23 protein-coding genes and 1 pseudogene are annotated in these 23,709 nt (G+C 47.5%); 14 read left to right on the forward strand and 10 right to left on the reverse strand.

Features of this window, described 5'->3' with window-relative positions:
- Genes cyoC through cyoE form a run of 3 tightly spaced genes read left to right on the forward strand, consistent with a single transcriptional unit; the run spans nucleotide 1 to nucleotide 1,908 of the window.
- The gene (gene cyoC, locus OX890_RS01295; protein WP_268649968.1) at nucleotides 1–621 is read left to right on the forward strand and encodes a cytochrome o ubiquinol oxidase subunit III; all 621 of its coding nucleotides are present in this window, start codon (nucleotides 1–3) and stop codon (nucleotides 619–621) included.
- On the forward strand, nucleotides 621–962 hold the full coding sequence (gene cyoD / locus OX890_RS01300; protein ID WP_259566140.1) for a cytochrome o ubiquinol oxidase subunit IV: 342 nt from the start codon (nucleotides 621–623) through the stop codon (nucleotides 960–962). The genes cyoC and cyoD overlap by 1 nt, the downstream gene beginning before the upstream one ends.
- A 13-nt stretch (nucleotides 963–975) precedes the next feature.
- On the forward strand, nucleotides 976–1,908 hold the full coding sequence (cyoE, locus tag OX890_RS01305; protein WP_006079488.1) for a heme o synthase: 933 nt from the start codon (nucleotides 976–978) through the stop codon (nucleotides 1,906–1,908).
- Nucleotides 1,909–2,018: 110 nt separating this feature from the next.
- On the opposite strand, the gene OX890_RS01310 is transcribed toward cyoE, so the two are convergent.
- From OX890_RS01310 to OX890_RS01330, 5 genes are all read right to left on the reverse strand, one after another.
- A complete protein-coding gene (locus tag OX890_RS01310; protein WP_268649969.1) occupies nucleotides 2,019–2,543 on the reverse strand; it encodes a protein disulfide oxidoreductase in 525 nt (174 codons plus the stop codon).
- A gap of 25 nt (nucleotides 2,544–2,568) precedes the next feature.
- A complete protein-coding gene (locus tag OX890_RS01315) occupies nucleotides 2,569–3,453 on the reverse strand; it encodes a DsbA family protein (RefSeq protein ID WP_268649970.1) in 885 nt (294 codons plus the stop codon).
- A gap of 135 nt (nucleotides 3,454–3,588) precedes the next feature.
- Nucleotides 3,589–5,700: a protein-disulfide reductase DsbD family protein gene (locus OX890_RS01320; RefSeq protein WP_268649971.1), complete on the reverse strand. Its 2,112-nt coding sequence runs from the start codon at nucleotides 5,698–5,700 to the stop codon at nucleotides 3,589–3,591.
- A 278-nt stretch (nucleotides 5,701–5,978) separates the two neighbouring features.
- Nucleotides 5,979–6,407 (reverse strand): hypothetical protein, encoded by a 429-nt coding sequence (locus OX890_RS01325; protein ID WP_310473101.1) that lies wholly within the window; start codon nucleotides 6,405–6,407, stop codon nucleotides 5,979–5,981.
- A gap of 196 nt (nucleotides 6,408–6,603) precedes the next feature.
- Complete coding sequence (locus tag OX890_RS01330) at nucleotides 6,604–7,353, reverse strand: 3-oxoacyl-ACP reductase family protein (protein ID WP_012090585.1); 750 nt, start codon at nucleotides 7,351–7,353, stop codon at nucleotides 6,604–6,606.
- Between the two features lie 184 nt (nucleotides 7,354–7,537).
- Here OX890_RS01330 and OX890_RS01335 point away from each other — a divergent pair, with 184 nt between their 5' ends.
- Complete coding sequence (locus OX890_RS01335) at nucleotides 7,538–8,458, forward strand: LysR family transcriptional regulator (RefSeq protein WP_268649973.1); 921 nt, start codon at nucleotides 7,538–7,540, stop codon at nucleotides 8,456–8,458.
- 46 nt (nucleotides 8,459–8,504) lie between these two features.
- On the opposite strand, the pseudogene OX890_RS01340 reads toward OX890_RS01335, so the two are convergent.
- From OX890_RS01340 to OX890_RS01360, 5 genes and pseudogenes are all read right to left on the reverse strand, one after another.
- Nucleotides 8,505–9,152: pseudogene (locus OX890_RS01340) on the reverse strand (CatB-related O-acetyltransferase).
- Between the two features lie 257 nt (nucleotides 9,153–9,409).
- Entirely contained in the window at nucleotides 9,410–10,096 is a 687-nt protein-coding gene (locus OX890_RS01345) for a class I SAM-dependent methyltransferase (protein WP_014358122.1), read from the reverse strand.
- 67 nt (nucleotides 10,097–10,163) lie between these two features.
- Nucleotides 10,164–11,318, reverse strand: coding sequence for an MFS transporter (locus OX890_RS01350; protein ID WP_014620492.1), 1,155 nt, complete (start codon nucleotides 11,316–11,318; stop codon nucleotides 10,164–10,166).
- Between the two features lie 11 nt (nucleotides 11,319–11,329).
- The gene (locus OX890_RS01355) at nucleotides 11,330–12,889 is read right to left on the reverse strand and encodes an ABC-F family ATP-binding cassette domain-containing protein (RefSeq protein ID WP_063882156.1); all 1,560 of its coding nucleotides are present in this window, start codon (nucleotides 12,887–12,889) and stop codon (nucleotides 11,330–11,332) included.
- A 650-nt stretch (nucleotides 12,890–13,539) separates the two neighbouring features.
- Nucleotides 13,540–14,283 (reverse strand): substrate-binding periplasmic protein, encoded by a 744-nt coding sequence (locus OX890_RS01360; protein WP_259214297.1) that lies wholly within the window; start codon nucleotides 14,281–14,283, stop codon nucleotides 13,540–13,542.
- Nucleotides 14,284–14,642: 359 nt separating this feature from the next.
- On the opposite strand from OX890_RS01360, the gene OX890_RS01365 reads away from it, so the two are divergent.
- From OX890_RS01365 to OX890_RS01410, 10 genes are all read left to right on the forward strand, one after another.
- Complete coding sequence (locus tag OX890_RS01365; protein WP_012090589.1) at nucleotides 14,643–15,149, forward strand: sigma-70 family RNA polymerase sigma factor; 507 nt, start codon at nucleotides 14,643–14,645, stop codon at nucleotides 15,147–15,149.
- A gap of 2 nt (nucleotides 15,150–15,151) precedes the next feature.
- Nucleotides 15,152–16,141, forward strand: a complete 990-nt coding sequence (locus OX890_RS01370; RefSeq protein ID WP_268649974.1) for a FecR domain-containing protein — start codon at nucleotides 15,152–15,154, stop codon at nucleotides 16,139–16,141.
- A 101-nt stretch (nucleotides 16,142–16,242) separates the two neighbouring features.
- Nucleotides 16,243–18,642, forward strand: coding sequence for a TonB-dependent receptor (locus OX890_RS01375; protein ID WP_268649975.1), 2,400 nt, complete (start codon nucleotides 16,243–16,245; stop codon nucleotides 18,640–18,642).
- 2 nt (nucleotides 18,643–18,644) lie between these two features.
- On the forward strand, nucleotides 18,645–19,007 hold the full coding sequence (locus tag OX890_RS01380) for a hypothetical protein (RefSeq protein WP_014358124.1): 363 nt from the start codon (nucleotides 18,645–18,647) through the stop codon (nucleotides 19,005–19,007).
- Entirely contained in the window at nucleotides 19,004–20,683 is a 1,680-nt protein-coding gene (locus OX890_RS01385; RefSeq protein ID WP_268649976.1) for a PepSY-associated TM helix domain-containing protein, read from the forward strand. The genes OX890_RS01380 and OX890_RS01385 overlap by 4 nt, the downstream gene beginning before the upstream one ends.
- A gap of 20 nt (nucleotides 20,684–20,703) precedes the next feature.
- Nucleotides 20,704–21,072 (forward strand): DUF3325 domain-containing protein, encoded by a 369-nt coding sequence (locus tag OX890_RS01390; protein ID WP_268649977.1) that lies wholly within the window; start codon nucleotides 20,704–20,706, stop codon nucleotides 21,070–21,072.
- Between the two features lie 8 nt (nucleotides 21,073–21,080).
- Nucleotides 21,081–22,007: a MotA/TolQ/ExbB proton channel family protein gene (locus tag OX890_RS01395; protein WP_268650585.1), complete on the forward strand. Its 927-nt coding sequence runs from the start codon at nucleotides 21,081–21,083 to the stop codon at nucleotides 22,005–22,007.
- Nucleotides 21,991–22,461 (forward strand): ExbD/TolR family protein, encoded by a 471-nt coding sequence (locus OX890_RS01400; protein WP_268649978.1) that lies wholly within the window; start codon nucleotides 21,991–21,993, stop codon nucleotides 22,459–22,461. Before OX890_RS01395 ends, OX890_RS01400 begins: the two co-directional genes overlap by 17 nt.
- Nucleotides 22,461–22,865: an ExbD/TolR family protein gene (locus OX890_RS01405; RefSeq protein ID WP_268649979.1), complete on the forward strand. Its 405-nt coding sequence runs from the start codon at nucleotides 22,461–22,463 to the stop codon at nucleotides 22,863–22,865. Before OX890_RS01400 ends, OX890_RS01405 begins: the two co-directional genes overlap by 1 nt.
- On the forward strand, nucleotides 22,862–23,668 hold the full coding sequence (locus OX890_RS01410; protein WP_268649980.1) for an energy transducer TonB: 807 nt from the start codon (nucleotides 22,862–22,864) through the stop codon (nucleotides 23,666–23,668). Before OX890_RS01405 ends, OX890_RS01410 begins: the two co-directional genes overlap by 4 nt.
- The last annotated feature ends 41 nt before the right edge of the window (nucleotides 23,669–23,709 follow it).

Here is a 23,709-nt window from a genome sequence, read left to right on the forward strand (position 1 = left end):
ATGAGTATTGCAATCCCAGCAGATGTAGAAGTAGCTCACGCAGAAGATCACCACGAACACCATGACACGAGTGGCAACACTCTGTTTGGTTTTTGGATTTACCTGATGACCGACTGCATTTTGTTTGCCTCGGTTTTCGCAACCTATGCCGTGCTCTACATGAACACGGACGGTGGCGTTTCGGGTAAAGACATTTTCGAATTGGACTTTGTGCTGATTGAAACTGCCGCCCTGCTCGTTAGTAGTATTACCTATGGCATGGCGCTGATTTTTGCTAAGCGCCACAACAAAGCCGCGACCTTGGCTTGGTTACTCGTCACCTTCGCCCTCGGTTGCGTGTTTATCGGGATGGAAGTCTATGAATTCCATCACCTGATTGAACACGGCAATGGCCCACAGCGTAGCGCTTTCCTGTCGTCCTTCTTCACCCTTGTCGGTATGCACGGCTTGCACGTGACCGCAGGTCTGATTTGGATGGCGATCATGATGATTGAAGTGGCGAAAACCGGTTTAGGTAATCGCAGCATCACCCGCCTGAGCTGCTTAAGCTTGTTCTGGCATTTCCTCGACATAGTGTGGATTTGTGTATTCACGGTCGTGTATTTATTGGGAGCACTTTAATGAGCGCACATAGTCATACTGATAAGCCTAACCATGGCACTGACGATCTGGCCGCGAGCATTAAGTCATATCTAATGGGCTTTGTGCTGTCAGTGGTATTAACCGCCATTCCGTTTTGGGCCGTAATGACCCATCACTTCGAGAAAGCGACCACCCTTAGCTTAGTGCTAGTGATGGCGATAGTGCAGATAGTGGTACATCTTAAGTACTTCTTACACTTAGATTTCTCGAAAGAAGGCAAAGTAAACACCTTCTCCTTCCTGTTTACTGCCCTGATTATTGTCATGGTAGTCGGCCTGTCGGTGTGGATCATACTCGAAGCCAACGCTTTGATGATGTAACGAGAAACAGTCTATGCAAATACAAGACAGATTTATGTCACCGCAATGGAAAGCACGCTTCAAAGGGTATGTACAGGTGACTAAGCCTGGCATCATTTTCGGGAATCTGATTTCCGTTGCTGGCGGTTTTTTATTAGCCGCCAAAGGCGACGTAAATCTGGTCTTGATGCTAGCGAGCTTAGTAGGATTGTCCTTGGTCGTAGCCTCGGGTTGCGCAATCAATAACTGTATTGACCGTGATATCGACGCCAAGATGCAGCGAACCTGCAAACGCGTGACCGTCACGGGCGAAATTGCCGTGGGTAACGTACTCGCGTTTGGACTCGCCTTAGGCGTGTTGGGCTTTAGCATCTTAGCCTTGTTTACCAATGCATTAGCCCTGCTATTTGCCGTTATTGGTTACATAGTATATGTGGGGGTTTATAGCCTCTACATGAAACGTAACTCAGTGTATGGCACTTTAGTTGGCAGCTTCTCGGGCGCAGTACCGCCCGTGGTTGGCTATTGCAGTGTGACAGGGCAAATGGACATGGGCGCGGCTATTTTGCTGTTGATGTTCAGTCTATGGCAGATGCCACATTCTTACGCCATCGCGATTTTCCGTTTTAATGACTATGCGGCAGCCAATATTCCTGTTCTACCGGTTGCAGAAGGCATGACCAAAGCAAAACTGCATATCGTGCTTTATATTGCCGTGTTCGCCTTAGTCAGTGCACTGTTGCCACTCGCGGGTTACACAGGTATTGCCTTTATGGCGGTCACCTGCGCCACCAGCCTGTGGTGGCTTGCCATGGCATTAAAAGGTTATCGCCACGGCGTCGACATGCAACGCTGGGCTCGCCAAGTGTTTGGTTTTTCAATCATCACTATTACGGCGCTCAGTGTGACTATGGCGCTCGACTTCCAAGTCGTGAGTCAGGCGCCACTGCTCACCTTAGTGAAGTAAACCCTAAGCTTTCAGCTAGTTGCCTAGTCCTGAAATAAGTTGATAATAAAAAGCGCTAACCTAGATTAGCGCTTTTTTTCTCCCTTAAAACAGCCCCTGATGTATAACTTCTAAGTGAACATCATTCGCCACCACATACCGGGCAGACTAGTAAAGCCAGTCGTGTAGTGTTTTAACTCGCCATCTTTAAAGATCATAATGGTTGGCGTCGCCTGCAATGACCAATCACGGGCAATCTTGCTGTCACTATCGTTAATTGTGTCAAAGCCATAATCCTGATGCTGAAGATATTTTCTCAGTTTCTCATCCTCACCCGAACTCATGGCAACCGTCACCACAGGGTAATAGGCCGACATTTGATTGACCGCTGGGCTGACAAAATTACACACAGGACACCAAGTGCCCCAGAAGTACACTAATACCGCCTGATCTTGGCTGAGCATGGCAATATCAAGCGTCTCCCCAGCCAAGGTCGTCCCTTGTAGCTGCGGCAAATTATCCCGTGGGATATCTTTGCCACGCCAGATGTCCATCACGCTGGTCACGATAATGACAATGAGCAGCAAAAGTGCCAGCTGCTTAATCCAGCCCAATATGCGTTTAGGTAAAGATATCGAAACTTGTTCGGCGCTCATATTTTCAGTTTCCTTTGGCTGCATCTTAACTGCTCTTCTGCGTCTTATCTTTAGCGGCAATCGCGGCTTCAAGCTGCTCTTTTAACACTTCGTAAGGCACTAATCCTGGAATAAGCGTATCGGCCACTATCATACTTGGCGTGCCACCTATGCCTAACTCATTCATTAAATTAACATTATCATCGACCATTTTAGCGACGCGCTCATCTGTGTTACCCACCCAGCGCTCGGTTGCCGTCAGTTTAGCGACCTTAGCGATGGCGGCGGCATCGAGTCCACGCGGGCTCGACATCAACATATCCTTCACCTTAAGATACTTTTCAGGCTCGTTTAACCAAACCGTTTGGGCAAAATCGACCGCCATTTTGGAGCCTTCGCCCTGCAGCGGCACCATTTTGACTATGATTTTTAACTGAGGAAATTCTTCAATCAGCTGGTTCAGCGAAGGCTCGATTTTCTTGCAGTATGGGCAGTTAAAATCGGTAAAGTACACCATCTCAATCTCAGGTGTCGCAGCGCCCTTCCACGGATCGCTTTTGGTCTCATACATAGCTTTATGATGGGTCACAAGATTGGTTTGCATGGCTGTATTTGCCCCCTCTTGCTCCCTTGCTTGCCACGCAATAATCGCTTCCCTCATAAGGTCAGGATCATTGATCAAGGCATCTTTAAGAATCGCTCGCACCTCTTGCTGCTGCGCCGCCGATAAACTGCTGTCCTTGGCATAGGCCATAGTGCTCACCGAAGGCAAGGAAACCACAAGCATGGCCTTGGCGACACCCGAGACAGCAAACATCTGCAACTTGCGATGTTTGAATAAAGAACTAAATTTCGACATTTTGGTGCCTCCGTTGACTTGAGTATTCTGCATTGATTCAGTGATGTTGTGTGCTTCAATTGTCTGTTTCATAATCGATGTCCATTGTTTCAGGTCAGGGGCTTCCTGACCTGAGTATTTGTTGAGTGTCACTCGACTCGCTATTGAATGAGACTCGCCAGTGATATTGCCGAGTGATATATCCGAGTGAATGGCTGGTCGTTAGCGTTATTTCCCTGCCGCTACGGATGACTTTTCAGGGGACGCTGAGGCCTGTTCAATCGCAGCAAGCACAAGGTCAGTCGATAGAATTTCCGGTAACTCAATCCCTTGCGGCGCACCCGGGCCGTAAACCACGTTGAATGGCACTCCAAAACGATTATGGCTTTGCAGGTAGTGAGTAATGGGCTCAGAAGGCGTAGTCCAATCGCCCTTCATCGGCAAAATATGCGGCTGTTGCAACAGGCTATAGACTGGATCTTGCAAGATCACGCCAACTTTATTGGCCTTACAGGTAATGCACCAATCAGCCGTCACATCGACAAATACTGTCTTGCCCTGAGCCACCTGCTGATTAATCAATGCTTGATCCAATGGCGTCCAAGCAAGATCCGCAGGTAAAGGTTTAGCCCACTGGTTCGCAGTCATAAATGCAATAACCGCCGACAGTAAAATGCCGATACCTAAGCAGCTCACAATAGCAATCGCGCCATATTTTTTAGCCATAAACACCATAAATATCAGTGTAATGGCACCCGCTAACGGCCACAGGTAGAGCACATCAATAAAGCTGGCCAACAGGCTAATGAGCCACAAACTGGTGATGAGCAACATGCCGGAGAAAAACACTTTGACTGTATTCATCCAGCGACCGGGTTTAGGGAAATAACCCGCCACTTGCGGAAATGCCGCCACAATCAACCAAGGGAACGCCATACCCACGGCCAACGCGGTAAAGATGGCAAACAGGCTAAGTACATCGGCGCCCAAGGCGAAAGCGACCGCAGTCCCCAAAAATGGTGCACTGCACGGTGTCGCCAGCAGCGTGGCGAACATGCCCTGTAAAAAATGACCGCTGTTATTATTGCCGCCCGTTGTCGCCAACTTGGTTTGCACGTTAGAGGGTAAGTTGATCTCAAACACACCTAACATATTGAAGGCAAACACTGTGGTCACCAGCGCCATAAAGCCGATAAACCAAGGGCTTTGGAACTGCACACCCCAACCAATCGCTTGACCCGTGAGCTTAAGCATTAAGATAAAGCCAGCCAGTAACCAGAATGAGGCCAATATCCCCAGCGCTGATGCGATGAACTGTTGGCGGATTTGATTACGCTTCAGATCAGGCGCAGCAACCACTGAACTGAGCTTCATGCCGAGAACGGGTAACACGCAGGGCATGACGTTTAAGATCAAACCACCGATAAGCGCTAACAAAATCATGCCAAATATCGAGGTACTTGCTTGGGTAATCACCACAGGCTTAACTTCGGCGCTGTATTCCAACGCTCGCTCGCTATCGGCGACAGTCATGTTCAGCGATTTACCCAAAACTTCAGGCTCACCCAGCCAACTTTGACCAGTGAAAATACCGACCAATTGCTTGCCGTTAGCATCACTTTCGTTTGGTTTTAAGCTCACTAGCTTGAATGTGGTATCTGGCTCGCCATCGATAATCACGGTTGGACTCTGCCAGTTGGCATCATTGAGTCTGACTTCAAGTTGACCTTTGGCGGCATCCCAACCCATTGTCATGGCAGGATTCTGGCCCTCTTGGGTCAACACTTTTTGTGGCACAAGTGACACAGCCTTGTTGTAAGCCAACATGGCATCGGTATCTGCTTGCAGCGCATTGGGCGTGAAATCAAGACTAATCTGATAATCCGTCAGAACACAGATAGTGGTACAAGTCGACAAGGTCGCTTTGCCACGCAACTGGGTTGGGGCAGCGATATCATCGACTTTCAAGGTTAAGGGAAAGGTGGTATTACCTTTGTAACCAAAGGTTTGTAATCCCAATAATGAGAATTCCTCTGGCGCAGGCCACCTCCAATCCACTTGCTGTAGATTGCGAGAGCCATCCCACTTGATGGTAGGCGCGATACCGCCTTCCCCAGGACTGCGCCAATAGGTTTTCCAATCGCCCTCGAGTTGTACTTCAAGCACAGCGGGCAAAGTGTTCGTTGCGGGATCAACTTCGCCCGTCAGCATAAAACGTACTTTGGCTGGCGGGTGATTATCGTTAACTAACCATCCTGTCGATGCCGCCATGAGCGACGGGCTCGTCACTATCAAGGCGAGTATCCAGAATCTGGTTAACATGGATTTTAATGTACTCATTTTGTCCCCATTGGCATGAACCGTTCGTTATGCCCTGTAAATGCTTGCTTTACTGCTTAACTCTGCCCCCATTACAAAGGGCGTGATGGCTTAAGAAAAATCAGTGTGATAGCAGGCTTAATTCAAGAAATTTGATCTGAGATAGGATATGTAAAGCGGACGTTCTGCAGCTGGGTAATGGTCCTTTCAACCGGTAAACGGGTAAGAAAAGCCAACTATCGAGCTAGAGAATGGGCGCCAGAATAAACTCACCTATCAGTTTGATAAGTAAATTATTTCTATTCTTGAAAGCGACAGAGAGTGAGGTGTATTCGCCTAGGTTTAGCCTGATAACCTTGTATGGGTAACAGTGTTATCACGCGGGAGGCGCGGGGAAGTAACGGCAGCAGGAACAACAGGATAAGAAATGGAATGGAACTCGGAGCATCGATACAGGTTCGGATCGATTTCTCAGACAATTCACATTTTTTAGACTCGCTTTTGACCAGCTCAGTACCCGCCACTTGGGCATCGACGTGACTCGCCATATTGCTTGAAGCTGAGCTGCTGTTTAAAGCTGAACTTGAGTTTAAAACTGAGTTGGCACCAAAACCAGCACCAGAAAAAGACGTAGCCGACATCGCTTGCGCGCTCGACTCCTTGAGCAACAAGTTAAGTATTCCACTGTTTTGAGTCAAACAGAACAAGGTCAGAATGGTAAACACCATCACGCCCCATAAGTTGCCTGTTTTCTTAGTCAATAACGTAAAAATTTGGATTTCTCTTCGTCTTATTCTTTGATAATAAAGATAAAAAATGAGTGTCTTTCAACAGATAGCTGAAGATAAGACCGGCGGATTGTAACAATAGTTCATCAACAAGCAAATTATTTTGGCTTGCCTGAAAAATAGATACAGACAAAGCTTATGCTGAAAACCCACCATCAATCATCAAACTCGCACCAGTGATGTAACCCGCTTCTGGACCCGCGATAAAGGCGACAAAGCTGGCGATCTCTTCGGCTTTACCATAACGACCCAGAGCACCCATCGCCTTGATTGGCTCAGATGAATCGCCGTTATCAGGATTCATATCGGTATCCACAGGGCCTGGCTGAATGTTGTTCACCGTAATCGCACGTGGGCCTAAATCCCGCGCTAATCCCTTGGCTAAACCGACTAATGCCGATTTACTCATGCCGTAAATCGCACCACCTACAAACGGAATACGCTCAGCGTTAGTGCTACCGATATTGATGATGCGGCCGCCGTCATTCATGTGCAGCGCGGCTTCTTGGCTCGCCACAAACACACTGCGCACGTTAGTGTTAATTGTTCGTTCCCAGTCTTCTAGCGTCAGATTTTCGATACTATCCCAAATCAGCGTGCCCGCATTATTAACCACTATATCTAAGCCACCGAAATGTGCTTTGGTCTCGCGAATGGCACGACGGATCGCCTCTGGCTCAGTACTGTCAGCCTTAATGGCAATGGCTTGACCACCCTGCGATATAACTTCATCCACCAGCAATTGTGATTGGGCTTCAGATGACACATAGGTAAAGGCAACTGCGGCGCCGTCACTCGCCAATCTTTTAACGATGGCAGCGCCGATACCACGGCTACCACCTTGTACAAAAGCCACTTTACCTTGCAGATTATTCGACGATTTCATAGTTAGCTCACTCAATAGGGATAAAAAATTTATGGTATAGAAAACGTTACTTATCAATCATAAATTAGCCATTGACCAGTTATTAACGCTCATTTTCATACTGTGGTAGTAGCTTACGCGATTCACTTCCCATGATTAAGTCACTAAAATGACCATCACTAAGTCCTTGAAGGAATTAATTGCCGTGATAAATAATCAATTTGTTGAGATACGTCATTTTGTCACAGTTGCACAACTCGGCAGTTTTACCTTAGCGGCGCAGGCGTTAGGCATGACAGGTTCGGCGCTCAGTAAAAGCATAGTGCGATTAGAAAACCGCTTAGGCACTAAGCTGCTGCATCGCACCACAAGGCGGGTGAGCTTAACCAATGATGGCGATTCGTACCTCACAGATTGCCAAAATGCCATGGCAATCCTAGACAATGCACAAAGCCGACTCGGCAGCGAACAACAAATTCCCTCAGGTCGAGTGCGAGTGGATTTACCCGTCACTTTTGGGCGGCGATATATACTGCCAACCCTATTATCACTATCGCAAAAATATCCCAAGCTCGAGTTATCTATCACCTTCAACGATAGAACGACCGACTTATTCAGTGACGGCATTGATTTGGCAGTGCGTGTCGGACAACTCGGCGACACTGTGGATTTAGTCGCCCGTAGATTAGGGGAACAACGCCGAGTGATCTGCGCATCTCCTGCCTATTTTGCTCGACTTGGCACACCAAAAGACAAAGCAGATCTTAGCCAGCACCAATGCATTGTTGGCTGGCCGCTCGGGCAGCAACATCGCTGGTTACTTAAAAATGAGGATGGGATCATCGAGGCCTATGATATTCCAGTGCGCCACGAAATCGCTGATTGCGAAGCCATTTTAGCGGCCACACTGGCGGGAGTAGGTTTAGCGCAAGTGCCTATATGGCTAGTTGAGGACTATCTTAAAACCGGTGAACTCATCTCAGTACTGGACGAACTCGCCAGTGACGACACACCTATCCACCTTATTTGGCTTAAAACCCCTTACCTCCAACCCAAGCTACGGGTGATCATCGAAGAACTGGCCGAATTAGCCAAAACGCCAAAAAGTAGATTTAAGGCAGAATAAGTGAAAGGACTCGACTGAGCGCGACCTTTCACTTTGGGACTAACGGTTATTTGCTTTGATGTATGGATTGGTCATAGAGAGTGATCGCTTTGCTGAGCGCGTCAAAATCCGCCGAACACAAATACCGCTTTAAGCTTTCAAACTTTTCGGCAGGCCAATCGTAGATTTTTAACGCCAGTAACTCAGTACTGACGTCTTTATCAAACCGATACTTGATTAATTTCGCAGGTGATCCCGCCACAATACTGTAGGGTTCGATATTTTAAGTGACGACACTATTTGCGGCAACAACCGCACCTTCACCTATCGTCACCCCAGGCATCAGCATACATCTCATACCTAACCAAGCCCCATCACCAATATGAGTATCGCCTTTGCCTACATAGGCCTCCTCGATGAAATCCATAAAGGGATATAAACAAAACCAATCCGCTCTATGCGTATGATTTCCACCCATTAAGATCACAACTTCGGCGGCGATACACACATAGTTCCCGATATATAGTTTATCGATAGGCCACTTAGGCTCCCACTCACGGCTCACTTCATCACCATGAAGATATCTCACTGCGGATCCCTCAAAGCCAGCATCCCAGCAATCACTGTAATAGCTATGCTGACCTTTGACTATGATATTGGGATTGGTGACCACCTCATGCAATAACTGAACTTTTGACCAATGCTTGTTCTGCATTGCAAATCCTCTTTATAAACAAAATAATAAATATAAGACATCATGTTATGAGAAGTTTCACATTAGAATAGTCAGTGAATACGCGGTTGTTTTAGCAGAGGAATGAGTTTCATATAAAAGTCATAAGTGGGTATCAAAAAGAAAATAGCCCATAAAGCTGAAATATCGATATGAGCTATGCCAGCCGACATGTTAACCACCATAGCCCGCCGCTGCAAAGCTATGATGGTTAGTTAAGTTACACGTTTAGAAAATGACTAAGCCGTTGCACGCCAACCACGCCATGAAAGGCCCGCATAAAAAAGCTCTACATCGGTAAAGCCCGCACTCTTAAGTAGCGCCTCGTTACGCGCCGGACTGACCATTTTTAGCACATTGACTAAGCGATCACAGGTGGTGCTGACCTGCTCCGGATCGGCACCAGAACCCAGCGCAAAATCTCGATAGCGTGCCAACATTAATTCAGCGCTTGGTGATGAGATATCAATACAACAATCGACCAGCACAAACGGCGCGCCAGGCTTTAGGCGTTTTTTAAGTTCTAGCAGAGTTTGCAACTTACTACCATCGTCAGCGACAAAGTGTAGCGTGAGCAAACAGCTTGCAGCATCAAATGGACCTTCTGGGGCATCTGTAATATAACCATGATGCCAATTCACTCGCTCACTCGCATCGATAGCAGCGAGGCGCGCCTTGGCAGCGTTTAACATTTCTGCAGCTGGATCTACGCCAATGTAACGCCATTGAGATTGTAGCGAAGCAAAGACCTCGAGCTCGAATCCGCCGCCCGCGCCAAGCACAAGCAGCTCGCCAACTTCACCTATACCTTCTTTTATAAGCTGAGCCGTCATGCGCTGCATCTGCTCATAGGCTGGCACAAATGCCGTTGGGCCCTGGGCATAACGGCGGACTACATCAGGATTTTCAAAGTGTACTTGTTTCATTTTTAAACTATCCATAATCAATCGGTTGTAAACCATGATAAAAATTAGTGCGTCTTTTTATTCGCGGCTATTGAGCCTGTTTCACAGGGCGTAACACAGCGATGGCGGCACCAAATAACAAAGTAGCAAGAATGGCCATACCTATTGGTCCAACACTATAAGCAAATCCCGCTACGCCAGACCAGATAGCCACCCCGAGGTGCATCATAGTCATGGCGAGCGACATCAGTATGCCGCGATGCGCGTTAGATAGTTGCGCAATATAACTCTGTAATGCTGGCGAACCGACGCCACCCGCTAGCGACCACATGACTAACGGTAATATCAGCACTAATAGTTGCTGCGCGGGATACAGATAAAACCCAATGCTGACAATAAGGCACACAATTAACGCCAGTCGCATAACTTGGCGGCCGCTTTCAAGTCGGCCCGCCACGCGCGGCATTAACATATTGCCGATAACGCTACTCCCCCCTAACACAGCATACATAACACCCACGGACCAAATACTCATGCCTAACGTGTCGCGTAAATGCTGCCCAATTAAATTGAATAACCCGATGCCTCCGCCAAGGCCGAAAAACATCGCCAGCAAGGCGCCAGTAGCACCCGGAATAGCCCAGATTTTAGTGACCTTTTCATCGCCATCATGGATAGCGGGAGCTTCAACAGTTTTACTACTAACGAAAACCACGGCGAGCGCCCCAGCCACACACCAAGCACACACGCCAAGTACCATAAACGCGGCGCGCCAAGAGAGCCATTCAGCCAATAATGCCCCAAGCGCTGGGCTAGAGATCATACCAAGCGTCAGCCCTGATTGAACCCATGCGATACGCGTCATCGCATCATTACTAGCGTTAGTTGAAGCATCTGCGGCCATCGCAAAAGCAATCGGTAACATGCCTGCGCTAGCAATACCCGTCAGTACCCGTGTCGTCAGCCCCCACTCAAATGAGCTAACCAATCCGGTTGCGATAGAAGCCGCGCCAAACAATAAGGCTGCAGGTAACATCACTCGCATGCGTCCAAGGCGGTCAGATAACACGCCCAGTGCTGGTGCCACTATCGCCAGCGCCACGCTATAGGCGGTAATGAATAAGGTCACGCGTTCAGGTTGAACTCCTAAATCATAACCAATAGGTACTAAGATTGGCCCTAGCATCAGCTCATCTGCACCGACTAAAAAAGCAATGAAAAATAATAAAACTTTTAATAACATGGTTTGATAACCTAAATAGTTTCAGCATCTTGTGCGGTGATAATGGCTTGAATGTCCACAATTCTGTCTGGCCAGTCGGCGACAAAACTACGCTCATGAGACACCACAATGATAGTCCCGGAGTATTCAATCAAGGCCTGCTTAAGTGCTGCTTTTACAGTGACATCTAAATGTGTTGTAGGCTCATCCAGGACTAACAAGTTAGTCGGATTTTGTGCCAATCGGCAAAGCTTAACCTTCGTTTGCTCACCGCCACTAAGGGTACGAATAGGCTGCATAGCGAGTTTTCCTGACACCCCAAACTGGGCTAATTGTTGTCTGACCGCTTTATCATCGAGCCCACCACATGCAGATTTAATGAGATTGGCTGCTGTGGCGTCTGGATATGGCCAATGTAATTCCTGCTCAAAATAGCCAAGTTTGACCCCCGTAGAAATTGCTATCTGCCCAGCAACTGGCGCCAACTCACCCACCAAGGTTTTCAACAAAGTAGATTTACCTATGCCGTTAAAACCTGTGATCAGCACCTTTTCGCCGCGGCTAATGTTAAGTGCGATGGTGGGGAGCAGTGGCCGCGAATAACCAATTAGCAGGTCAGTTGCACTCAGCACTTGCTGGGCATTATGGGTCGTATGTTTAAACGCTATCGATATTGGCTTATCTAATTCCGGCGCGGCGAGCTTCGTTATGCGGGTTAGCTGTTTTTTACGACCATTGGCAATGCTGGCATTGACGCCAGCGCCATTTTTCGCAATGAACTGCTCCAGTTTATCGATGTGTTTTTTCTGCGCCAGATATTGCTTAGCATGAGCCGCACCATCGCTAACTTTTTGCGCCATAGCCTTATCGATATTACCTTTGTATTTGCGGATCTGTTGTCTATCTATGTCGCAAATACTAGTGGCAATACGATTCAAAAAGGCGTGATCGTGCGACACCACCATAAAGGCACCATTAAAATCAGTAAGGTAGTCGGCTAACCATTGAATATGAACACTATCTAAATAGTTGGTTGGCTCATCCAGTAATAACACGTCCGGTGACATCAACAGCAACGACGCCAACATCACCTTATGACGCTGTCCACCACTTAACTCGCCAAGCCTTGTGTGCATACCAAACTGAGTGATGCCGAGTCCGTCTGCGACCGCGTCGATATGGTTATCAACTTGGTAAAATGACTGGCTCTCGAGCTGGGTCTGAATATCAGCGGCGCGCACAAGGTAGCTATCATCTGCGCTTTTTTCGGCGCAGGCGTATATCGCCATCATTTCTGCTTCAAGTAAGTACAGCTCAGAAAAGGCGGTTTTGAGGTAGTCACGTACCCGAAACTGGGCATCCATTTGGGCGTGTTGGTCCAGATACCCCACTTTCACAGAGGGTTGCCAAATGATATCGCCACCGTCTGGCAGTAACTGTATTTGCAGTAATTTAAGTAAGGTACTTTTACCGACGCCATTACTCCCCGTTACCCCAACATGCTCAGCGGGAAAGAGATTGAAATCAGCATTCTGGTACAAGGTTTTATCACCAATGTGATAAGTTAGATTATGAACTTTGAGTAAACTCATTGTATTACATCCAAAAAAAACGAGGGGCGGCAGTTGATATACCGGCCCCTCGTTTCAAGAAACATTGAAACTTTGCTTCTGATTTTTATCAGAAACAAAAAAGCCGACGATGAAGCATCATCGTCGGCCAAGTTTCTGCAATGTTCAGATACAAGAACCCCTTCCACTTAAAGACAGGGAATCACCTTGTAGCTGATGAAGATTCAGAAAACATCAAGCTCCGAGCAACACTTCATCGTGTTAGTGCGCGGAGCACAGTCTCCTGACAAATTTCTTGAATAGGATGTACAACATTGCAGATAACCAAAAATCTAATCAGATGGCGACTTTAGCGAAGTCGAGAATTGTAGTCAAACATAACAATATTTGCGATTAATAGAATATAATATTGGGGATTGACACCTAACCAACTGAATATTATTGATTAAACTTTATCGGCAACAATACCCACCACTGAAAAATGAATAAAGCCGACGCTGTAATTAAAGGTCAGTATATAAGTTTAAATAGTGAAAACACGTCAATCGCAACTTAAATTTTATGCGGAACATGAAAAAATACAACAATTATCAAAGTAACATTAGCAAATAGGCTCAATGAACTACTCTACCCTATATTCCTTGATGGATTTTACGAAAATACCAATCTAATCAATCATATTTACCTTTATATAAATCTTGAACCATTGTTTGATATAGCCCTGATTTCTGTATTTTTTCAAAGCCAGAATCATACTTTTCGACAAGAGCTTCGACATTAGGGTAATTTTTAGAAAACATGAGGAAGGAGAAATTTTCATCATACGCTAAAGGGTGAATTTGAATTTTAGCTTGTTCTTCAGCAGATAAATCGCGTATCAGTTTCAGCCCCACGGCTTCATTTACAAGGAACGCGTCAAAACGTTTAGCAAGTAGCATCTTGATTCCCTGTGGGTATTCGTTTAACTCTTGAACTTTAACTCCTATCTCAGTCAATGCTTTAACATAGTAATCGGCTCGGTTGCTCCCGATAGTAAATTGTTTAAGATCACTCATGATCTTCCAATCAAACTGACTATCTATTCGTTCAATAAATACGCTGCGAGAAACGATTATCGGTTTCTTACTGAACAGATATTGGGCTTTACGATCTTCTTGAATGGACCAACCGGGTGACGCGAGAAAATACCCATTACCGGTCTCGACTTCAATACGAGCCCAAGGTTTAAACTCGAATTTTGCGGTAATTCCTTCCTGCTCAAAAGCGATTGTGACCACATCGTTTAAAAAACCCAATCCTTTCAATTTAGCGCCAGCATACGGAGACCATTCTCCGCTACCGATAAGAACATCTTGGTTTGCAGCCGAAACAAAGGCACTCATAGTTAAAATCAGGAACAGCAGAAACTTACTCATCAATTTCTCCTAAAATATTCCAACTTTCTTTTTATTCACTTAGAAACTAAGTCAAACCACCAGCAAGCTAAACCTAACAAGATGTTTTTATATCAATTAATGAATCACCATATTTTTCAAAAAGATAATCGGTAGTCCTATAGAGATAAGGCTCAAGTTTAGTTGAGCCAGTCAAAAACACAAAAAGATAGGCGAATCCTTTTGATCGAAAGTTGCATAAAACAGGATTACAGCTTATTTCCGCCATGATTCTCGCTATGCATAAGCAGGTAATCTCATGGGCGTAATGACACAAAACTTGACCTACCAAATGATAATCAATATCATTACAGCATTATTAATATTCTTGCCTATACCGTATGACGTCGGTCAATATTTCTTCTCCTATCAATAACCTATATAGAGATAACCAGTTTTGGCTACGCGGCTGGCTATACTCACGCGTGGGTTGTTCAGAAACAGCGGCCGACCTAGCCCAAGATACATTTCTACGTTTGTTAAAAACCGGAAATTTACCGCCTTCAGGCGAATCTCGGCGTTTTTTAACCCGCATTGCCAAAGGATTGATGATTGACGCTTATCGTCGGCAGAAGATTGAAGAAGCCTACCTAGAAAGTTTGAGCTTGATGCCAGAAACATTCATTCCTGGGCCAGAAATCCATCATGTCATCATTGAAACACTCGCTGAAATTGCCGTTATGCTCGATAACTTGCCGGATAATGTGCGCTTGACGCTGTTACTGCGCCAGATAGAGGGTTTAAGCTATGCCGACATTGCTAAGCAACTATCAGTTTCTGTTTCATCGGTAGAAAAGTATGTTGCGCGAGGCTTAGCGGCCTGCTGCCTCGCGCTGGAATCCTATTAGTCATGCCTGCCAATCAATCCGGGGCCGAGAATATCGGGCAGGAAAACGACAGCAATGCCATTGAAGCGGCGGCTGGATGGATGGCCCGCCTGTTGGCGGATGACGCTACCGAGCAGGATAGTATTAACTGCCAACAATGGCGTGACCAAAGTTCACTTCACGAACAAGCATGGCAACGCATGTGCCAGATCACTGGCAAGTTCGCCTCCTTACCTAAGGGTACAGGCATCCAAGTGCTTGAAAAAGTTAGCCAGTCCGTCGTATCACGTCGGCGTTTCCTCAATGTTTTAGCGCTGGCAGGGATTGGCGTCACCGCGACTTGGCTTGGCGCGTCACAGACTCGACTTGGCCGGAGCCTGCAGGCTCAATACCGCACTGGCGCAAACGAGACTCGCACCTTTACTCTTGAAGATGGCACCCGCTTAACACTGAACATAGATTCTGCGGTGGATGTGGATTTCTCGGCAGAGAAACGGCAAATACAACTCCATCAAGGAGAGATTTTGATCAAAACGGGTCATGAATCTCCCCGTCGCCAATTCTTAGTCACCACTCACTTTGGCCAACTAATCGCGTTAGGTACTGAGTTCTGCATCCGCCAATACGAATACTATGCCCGTGTAGCCGTAATCGACGGCGCAGTAGAAGCTTATGCTGCCAGTGGTGGTAAGCCACAACGAGTGGATGCAGGCCAACAAACTCGATTTGATAAGACAATGATTGCGCCTCCTAAACCGCTACAAAACGCAGCCATCAGTTGGCGCCATGGCAAGCTAGTGGCAGAAGGGATGCGGGTAGCGGATTTTATCGAGGAGATCGGCCGCTATCGACCCGGCTTCACGCTATACGATAGTGCCGTGGCCAATTTGACCATCAGCGGCGTATTTTCTCTGCAAGATACCGACCTTGCCCTACAAAGCCTTGCAAGCAGCCTGTCAGTAGAACTGCAATATCGCACCGCTTACTGGGTCAAAGTGATCCCAGCCCGCTAAAACCTTAACGCTGAAAATTATTTTCAAAAATTTTTACGGGTTTTGCGATCTCGTTCGGAATAGTAGATAGAACCTATTAACTTTCCCCCTTGGGACTCTCTATGCATTCCGTTGAATTTGGCCGTTCGCGACCAAAAAAATACCGCGCTAACTACTTGTCCCTTATGGGCCTGAGCTTCACCGTAATCTTAAGCATTACAGCATCACAGCCATCACAGGCTCAAACTGTCGATGTTGATGCAAGACAAATCAACAAGCTACAACATTATCAAATTAAAGCGGGTACGCTCGATGCTGTACTCAACAGCTTTGCTCTAGCCGCGAATATTGATCTATCGATATCTTCAGCACTCACTCGGGGTAAAACCAGCTTAGGGCTAGAGGGACAATACTCGATTGAAGCAGGCTTGCAAAAGATACTGGCGGGGACGGGTTTACAGGTCACATCGCGCCTTGAGGGGCAATATATTCTCGGCAAGGCGACCGCCGCAATAGTGTTGGCACCCATAACGGTTATCAGCGCTGCGGGTTATGAACAGGATATCAAAAATGCGCCAGCGAGCATTAGTGTGCTTTCAGGCAAGGATCTAGAGCAACGCAAATTTAATTCACTGCAAGATATCGCGCGGGAAATTCCCGGTGTCAATGTGATTGGCTCTGGCGCACAGAGCGGAATATCCATACGCGGCATGGAGAAGGGTTATACGTTAGTGCTCGTTGACGGCAAGCGGGTACGCTCGGACACGGGAAATCCGCGAGGATTGAACAACGAAGATCTCGATAGCAATTTTATCCCTCCCGTTGCGTCGATTGAGCGCGTCGAAGTGGTTCGTGGACCTATGAGTTCTCTCTACGGTAGCGATGCAATGGGCGGCATCATCAATATCATTACCAAAAAAACACCCGAACATTGGAGTGCCAGCGCGGGCTATAGTTTGCGCGTGCCAGACAGCAGCGCTATGGGGAATCAAAACCAACAGGATATCTATATTTCGGGGCCACTGGTTAAAGATCTGCTTGGTGCTTCCATTTGGGGAAATCAAGCCGTACAGGACGAAGACAAATATTACGGTGGATATCAGGAATCCACTAAGCGAACCCTAGGCGGTAAGCTGCGGATCACGCCTAATCGCGACCACGAGTTTATCCTCGACTACTCAAAGGCGAGTCAGCGCTACATTGGCAATCCTGGCGGCGTGCTACTGCCTAATGCCAGAGGTAGCATTGACCGCGAATGGACCCGAGATGCATGGAGCATTGCCTACAATGCCTTGTTCGATCTTGGCGAACTAGAACTGAAATACTATGAAGAAGATTATGAAAGACTGACTTATCCTGCTGCAGCTGATTTCACTACAGGATCAACAAACAAAGTCAGCGATGCACGCTTCATTACAGGTGTGGATAGCCATACTCTGACTTTCGGTGGTCAATGGACTAACGACAAACTAACTAACGGTGATTTAGGCAATGGCTCTCCCCGAAGCTTTGGCACCCACTCTGTCAGCGATTTCAGTATTTTTGCTGAAGACGAATGGGAGCTGCTCACAGAGAAACTTTATCTCACCCTTGGTGCGCGACTAACGGATAACGAATTCTTTGGTCATCATGTCTCACCTAGAGCATATCTTGTTTTCAATCATAACGATCACTGGACTTTCAAAGGCGGCATCGCCACTGGCTACAAGAGCCCGAAGATTGACCAGATTGATAACACCACAGGCTCTCAACGCGGCGGCGGTACGAGTCAGTTTGTCATTGTTGGTAATCCGGACTTAGAGCCAGAACAAAGCACGAATTATGAAATCGGCGCGCTTTACACTAAAGATGACACGCTAAATATCGGCGCAACGCTATTTTTCAATGACTTTTCCAACAAAATCCTCAACACCAACACCTTCTATTTCGACGATGGTAACGGTGGATATATTCCAGCCTATTGCATTTCAGGTGACGTTGGCACCAAAGACTGCCCAGCTTGGGCCACTTGGCTAAATGCCAAGGGAGCACAGATCCGCGGTGTCGAACTTGAAGGTCACTGGGACATAACTGATACCTTGGCGCTCAAAGCGAGTTACACCTATACCGATTCACGAATTGACGCAGACAACGTGATCATCAATACCCCCGCGGGTCCACGCCCTTTCGGTGACACCTTGGCATTGCTGGACGGAAATTCGCTCGTCGGCATTCCAAATCATAACGGCTCAATAACGCTCGACTACCAACCTACAGATGCACTCTCGGCATTCCTGAGAGGTAATTATGAGGGCGAAATTACCCGAGTCAGCTTCGAACGCAACACGGTCGATAAGAGCGACAAGGATTTGATCACGCTGGACGCAGGTCTGAACTATTCGCTGAACCGCTATATTAGCTTCAACGTCGGGATAGACAACATCACCGACGCTACACGATTTAAAGTGAATAACGATACTGGGGCCTACCGCTATTCAGAGCGCGGACGTAGCTATTTCGTTAGCGTTAAGACGCAATTCTGAATATGGGCCTACATATCATGCTCGAAAAAGACTCACGATTGTCCCATCAATCGAAGCGCGGCAATCAAAGCGCCGTTGGCAAATGGCTGTTCACCACTGGGATGGTGGCACACTCAATCGCCATCTGTTTATTGTGCTATTTATCCAGTGGCCAATTTGTTAATACAACAGGAGCTCTGCTTTACCACATGGGCATGCCATGGACGGATGCCGTGGTCGTCACCAGTATGCTCGGGTTTATCTACTTAGTGCTCATTCTATTGTGGGCATTTTCCCGTAACGGCGTCCTGCGAACTTGGCTGAATGTAAGCAGCCTGACTGGCCTCTCCATCTTCATGGCTTGGATAATTGGAGCATTAGTATGAAAGATGGATTCCGTACTCGGATGAGTCTCCTGCACACTTGGGCAGGATTAATGTTAAGCGGCTTGCTGTTCGCCATTTTCTGGACCGGCACGCTGTCAGTATTCGATAAAGAAATCGATCGCTGGATGATGCCACACACTCGAATCCACATGGATACAGCAAGGCCATTATCGGTAGACCGCGAGATTATACCTTTACTGGCAGAGCGAGCTGAGGGGGCAAAAGCTTGGACTATCGTGCTACCTGCTGAGCGCAGACCTTTTTTGACATTGGCTTATGATTCTGCAAAGTCACACATAGCACAGCGAAATAGTTTCCACCCAATCACGCTCGAACCACTTCCAGCTCCAAACACCCGAGGTGCAAGTAACTTTATTTATCCCTTCCATCACAATTTAACCTTACGCCAAAATAACATTGGCGCTCTGCTGGTTGGCATTGCGAGCATGGGTATGCTTTGCCTGTTAATTTCCGGCATTGTCATACACCGTAGAATATTTGCCGATTTCTTTACCCTTAGGCTGCTTCGTGGCTTTAGCAGAGCCAATCTCGATATTCATAACCTCACAGGCGTTGTGCTGCTGCCTTTCACTATCGTCATCACCTTATCAGGGCTAATGATTGCGCACTTGATCTATTTCCCCAAGGCGCCCGATGCCGTTTTCGCACAGCTCAACCCAGCATCCGTGACGCAGGAACGACCCAAATCCAAAATAAGAGAAGCTTCACGCAAACGTGAGCAAGATGTTAGCAGTGAAAATGAAGACGAAATTACCGATGCCAGAGAAGGCTCACGCAATAGTCCAGCTCGGAGCCGTTTTATCGCCGAATCACAGGGGCGCGTTAGACCACAAGCAATAGGCCAACCCGCCAATGTTGTCGCAATTGATCCTATGATTGCGGCGACCGAAAACGAACTAGGTCAAGGGGCTGTCTATATGATTCGGGTTAGCAATCCTGGAGATGCAGGTGGTGTCGTCGCACTCAGGCTAAATGGCGATAACAGCGTATCTCAGAATATTGATAATAGGAGATTTTCTACCGCCACTGGAGAGGAACTAGCACATTTCAACTCATCCTCGACGACCAATGTATTTAACTTTATTGCTGGTATGCATTACATCAAATTTAAACACTGGCCACTGCGCTGGCTTTATTTTATCGCAGGGCTGGGTGCTTGCGCGTTAATCGCCACTGGCCTACTGCATTGGACTCAGGCACGTAACCAAAAGCAAGGCAGCACTGGCTTCAATGTATCTTTTATGAATGCACATAACATCGCTGCGATCACTGGCATTATTTCTGCGACCGGGGCTTTTTTAGTGGTCAATCGCTTGCTCAATAATAGAGAACAATTTGCAGGTATCTCCAGCCGCGATTTAGAGGTATATGCCTTCTTTGGTGTCTGGTTAGCTTGCTTACTTCATGCATTGGTCAGAGTGTTTTTAAACAAACAGCATGGTTACCGAAAGGCTTGGGCTGAACAATGCTGGGCGATTGCTCTGATTGCTATCTCAGCTGTGGGACTGAACTGGATAACCACAGGCGACCATCTGCTTAAGACCCTATTCACCCATACCTATTGGCCCGTTGCGACCCAAGACTTAGTGCTTGTTACTAGTGCAGTGATGGCCATTTACGCAGCGCGGAAACTATCCGTTATCCGTGAGAGTTAGATGTTAAAAGGAGAGGATTAATGCCTAAAGACCTGCTGTTAGTCGCCATATTTAGCGCGGCCTACCTTAGTTTTGCTTTGTTCGCCCTGAGCCAAGTACGGCATTGGCGCGTTGTTTTCGATAAGGCGCTACCCACGCAAAGGGAGGTGTTGCTCCTACGCAGCCTAGGCATCTTGATGCTAAGCATATCTTTAGCACTGTCGCTGGTGCGCGACGGTGCCAGCTTTGGCTGCCTGCTCTGGATAACAATGATTGGCATAGCTGCACTTGCCGTTGCTTTAACCTTAGCTTGGCGACCTCGCTGGTTACGGCCTGCAGGTAAATTATTCTCCTTCACTTACCCAGATACAGGGCGAGTTAACCATAAAATGAATCAAGTTAAAGGTTGATAAAATTGATGATATTGAAAGCCGTTTTACTCTCATTGGTATTACTTGCTGTACCACTCGCCAGTTGGGCGCAGGAAAATGCCAGCGCCGATAACAGCCAAGCCACGTTACCGCTCAACACTGAAACTCATGCCATTGAACAATTGTCTTCAGTACCTGAAACGGTAGTTTCGGGTGTGCAACAGCCAACGGAGGAAGCTTCCGCTACAGATGTGTTAGCAACATCGACTTGGTGGAACGATGCCCTCGCACTGCTGGAGACGGGCGGCACAGTAGTGGTGATATTGGTGCTGATGTCATTGGTTGCGATGACGATTGTGCTGATGAAACTTATCCAGTTTCAGCGAGCAGGTCTGTGGCAGCGTAAACCCGCAAGGCAGGCATTGGCACTATGGCAACAAGGCAAGCAGGAAGAAGCATTACAGCTTGCTGCGGTAAGCCGCAATCCCACAGCACAAGCAATGGCACAAGCAATTCGTGGCATCACACGCCAACTACCTGAACCTTTGGTGCGCGAAGAAGTGCTGCGTTATGGCTGTAATGCGCTATTTCAGTTAAGACGCGGATTGCGCCCACTAGAGGTCATAGGTTCATTGTCACCACTACTGGGATTACTGGGCACGGTAATGGGAATGATCGCCGCCTTTCAACAACTGCAAGCGGCGGGTAATAAAGTGAATCCAGCGATTCTGTCAGGCGGGATCTGGGAAGCCTTGCTCACCACAGCGGTGGGCTTATGTGTCGCTATCCCAGTGGTGGCATTGCTGAACTATCTAGAACGGCGCGTCGATCACCTCGCACATGAAATGGATAACTTAGTGACGCAACTGTTTACCCCAGAGTTATCGGCGGCCAGCACTTATCAAGCACCAAGCACTGTGGTTACACCACTCACAGCCAATAACAAACAGGCACTCCATGCAAGCGCCATTTAGTCAACGACCAAGACTCACGGCTCATCCTTCAAAACGTAAAGCTGTGATTAGCTTAACGCCACTCATTGATGTGGTTTTTATCCTATTGGTGTTTTTTATGCTGTCTTCCAGTTTTCTAGACTGGCGCACTGTGGCGCTCGATACCAGCACGGCAGGTAGCCCCGCTCCCGCTGAGCAAGCGCCATTTTTAGTACAAATTAGCGCAGACCAACTACAACTAAACGGCGAAACGATCACACTGGAAGCATTACAGCAAAAAGCACAAGGGCGCCAGCCTGCAAGCCAAATGGTGAGCCTACAGCCGCAGGCGGATACTCCAGTACAAAGGTTAGTACAGGTATTAGATGCACTTAATGCCGCAGGGATTGCGCCGCTAACACTGGTAGAGGACTCCAATTGGCAACCCGCACCTGCGACGAAAGCGGGCGGCAATAACATGGAGAACAACCACTAATGCATTTTCCTGAACATCGGCCGGACCAAACAGAAGAACGTATTTTGCCGCTGATTAATGTGGTGTTCTTGCTGTTAATCTTTTTTATGATCGCAGGTAGCCTTTCCGTGACAGCACCGTTTGATGTCACTCCACCGGTCTCGCAAAGTGATGGCGTAGATGAACCGGATGCCGTGCTCATCCTAATAAGCCGTGACAACAAACTCGCACTCGATAATGAACCGATTACGGAAGCAGAACTGTTAGCACGCATCGATATGCTGCTGTCCGCCGAGCCAGAAACCCAAGTCACGCTAAAAGTTGATGGTGAGTTATCGGGAAATCAGCTCGTACATTTTACCCAAGCCTTGTATGGCGTAGGCGTTAAAAAGCTGCGTTTATTAACTGAGCTGGGGGCCAAATGACAGACCAAGAGTTAGCGCCGAACATAGCGCAATGCGGTATAGCTTTGCTGTTAGCGGCTTTTTTGCACATCGCCTTAACGGCTGCGGTGTTTTGGTCACCAGCAGTAATAACGCCCTCGGGTCAGGCTAAAGCGGTTGGCAACGGAGGGATTGAAATTTCCTTAGGGCCTGCAGGTAGCGCAGCGAGTACTCTGCCACAAACGACGGCGCCAGTTGCTAAGCAAAAATCTGAGCCCATTAAAGAGCAACTCGATAAACCAGCACGACTGCCACCCATAACAAAGAAAGTAACTCCCACACTAAGTACCAAACCTAAACCCATAGCGCCAACACCTCAAGATGAGCTAACAACTCAGTCCGAGGTGAATGAGCAGCATAGCAATCCAACCGAAACCCCATCGCCGACAGCGTTAGCAGCGTCTGCCAACGAAGTAGGTCAAAACGGTGAAGCTGATTCCGCAGAACAGAATAAGGCGGCTAGCGGCGATAACATGACTGGCGGAGGTTTGCTTGGCGATACCCAGGACTACACTGCGACTTTATTAGCCTGGTTAGAGCAACATAAGGAATATCCGCGTACGGCACGTAATCGACGACAGCAAGGCACAGTAATGCTGTATTTTGTGTTAGATCGCCAAGGCAGAGTCAGCGCGAGTCGAATTGAGCAAAGTTCGGGCTATCAAACATTAGATGCAGAAGCACTAAAAATGTTGGAGCGAGCCCAGCCCTTACCTGCCATACCCGATACAATGCCAAACGAGACGTTAGAACTTGTTGTGCCAGTGCAGTTTTTCTTACGTTAAGCTGCGCCGTGAAATGGGACATCCAGCGGACAAGTTGTCTA

The organism is Shewanella sp. DAU305 (assembly GCF_026802235.1).
Lineage (GTDB): Bacteria > Pseudomonadota > Gammaproteobacteria > Enterobacterales > Shewanellaceae > Shewanella > Shewanella baltica.

What these genes read in the sequence shown, in the direction of transcription:
- cyoC (WP_268649968.1), top strand. Translation starts at nt 1, where the DNA reads ATGAGTATTGCAATCCCAGCAGATGTAGAAGTAGCTCACGCAGAAGAT.
- cyoD (WP_259566140.1), top strand. Translation starts at nt 621, where the DNA reads ATGAGCGCACATAGTCATACTGATAAGCCTAACCATGGCACTGACGAT.
- cyoE (WP_006079488.1), top strand. Translation starts at nt 976, where the DNA reads ATGCAAATACAAGACAGATTTATGTCACCGCAATGGAAAGCACGCTTC.
- OX890_RS01310 (WP_268649969.1), bottom strand. Translation starts at nt 2,543, where the DNA reads ATGAGCGCCGAACAAGTTTCGATATCTTTACCTAAACGCATATTGGGC.
- OX890_RS01315 (WP_268649970.1), bottom strand. Translation starts at nt 3,453, where the DNA reads ATGAAACAGACAATTGAAGCACACAACATCACTGAATCAATGCAGAAT.
- OX890_RS01320 (WP_268649971.1), bottom strand. Translation starts at nt 5,700, where the DNA reads ATGAGTACATTAAAATCCATGTTAACCAGATTCTGGATACTCGCCTTG.
- OX890_RS01325 (WP_310473101.1), bottom strand. Translation starts at nt 6,407, where the DNA reads ATGGTGTTTACCATTCTGACCTTGTTCTGTTTGACTCAAAACAGTGGA.
- OX890_RS01330 (WP_012090585.1), bottom strand. Translation starts at nt 7,353, where the DNA reads ATGAAATCGTCGAATAATCTGCAAGGTAAAGTGGCTTTTGTACAAGGT.
- OX890_RS01345 (WP_014358122.1), bottom strand. Translation starts at nt 10,096, where the DNA reads ATGAAACAAGTACACTTTGAAAATCCTGATGTAGTCCGCCGTTATGCC.
- OX890_RS01350 (WP_014620492.1), bottom strand. Translation starts at nt 11,318, where the DNA reads ATGTTATTAAAAGTTTTATTATTTTTCATTGCTTTTTTAGTCGGTGCA.
- OX890_RS01355 (WP_063882156.1), bottom strand. Translation starts at nt 12,889, where the DNA reads ATGAGTTTACTCAAAGTTCATAATCTAACTTATCACATTGGTGATAAA.
- OX890_RS01360 (WP_259214297.1), bottom strand. Translation starts at nt 14,283, where the DNA reads ATGAGTAAGTTTCTGCTGTTCCTGATTTTAACTATGAGTGCCTTTGTT.
- OX890_RS01365 (WP_012090589.1), top strand. Translation starts at nt 14,643, where the DNA reads ATGACGTCGGTCAATATTTCTTCTCCTATCAATAACCTATATAGAGAT.
- OX890_RS01370 (WP_268649974.1), top strand. Translation starts at nt 15,152, where the DNA reads ATGCCTGCCAATCAATCCGGGGCCGAGAATATCGGGCAGGAAAACGAC.
- OX890_RS01375 (WP_268649975.1), top strand. Translation starts at nt 16,243, where the DNA reads ATGCATTCCGTTGAATTTGGCCGTTCGCGACCAAAAAAATACCGCGCT.
- OX890_RS01380 (WP_014358124.1), top strand. Translation starts at nt 18,645, where the DNA reads ATGGGCCTACATATCATGCTCGAAAAAGACTCACGATTGTCCCATCAA.
- OX890_RS01385 (WP_268649976.1), top strand. Translation starts at nt 19,004, where the DNA reads ATGAAAGATGGATTCCGTACTCGGATGAGTCTCCTGCACACTTGGGCA.
- OX890_RS01390 (WP_268649977.1), top strand. Translation starts at nt 20,704, where the DNA reads ATGCCTAAAGACCTGCTGTTAGTCGCCATATTTAGCGCGGCCTACCTT.
- OX890_RS01395 (WP_268650585.1), top strand. Translation starts at nt 21,081, where the DNA reads ATGATATTGAAAGCCGTTTTACTCTCATTGGTATTACTTGCTGTACCA.
- OX890_RS01400 (WP_268649978.1), top strand. Translation starts at nt 21,991, where the DNA reads ATGCAAGCGCCATTTAGTCAACGACCAAGACTCACGGCTCATCCTTCA.
- OX890_RS01405 (WP_268649979.1), top strand. Translation starts at nt 22,461, where the DNA reads ATGCATTTTCCTGAACATCGGCCGGACCAAACAGAAGAACGTATTTTG.
- OX890_RS01410 (WP_268649980.1), top strand. Translation starts at nt 22,862, where the DNA reads ATGACAGACCAAGAGTTAGCGCCGAACATAGCGCAATGCGGTATAGCT.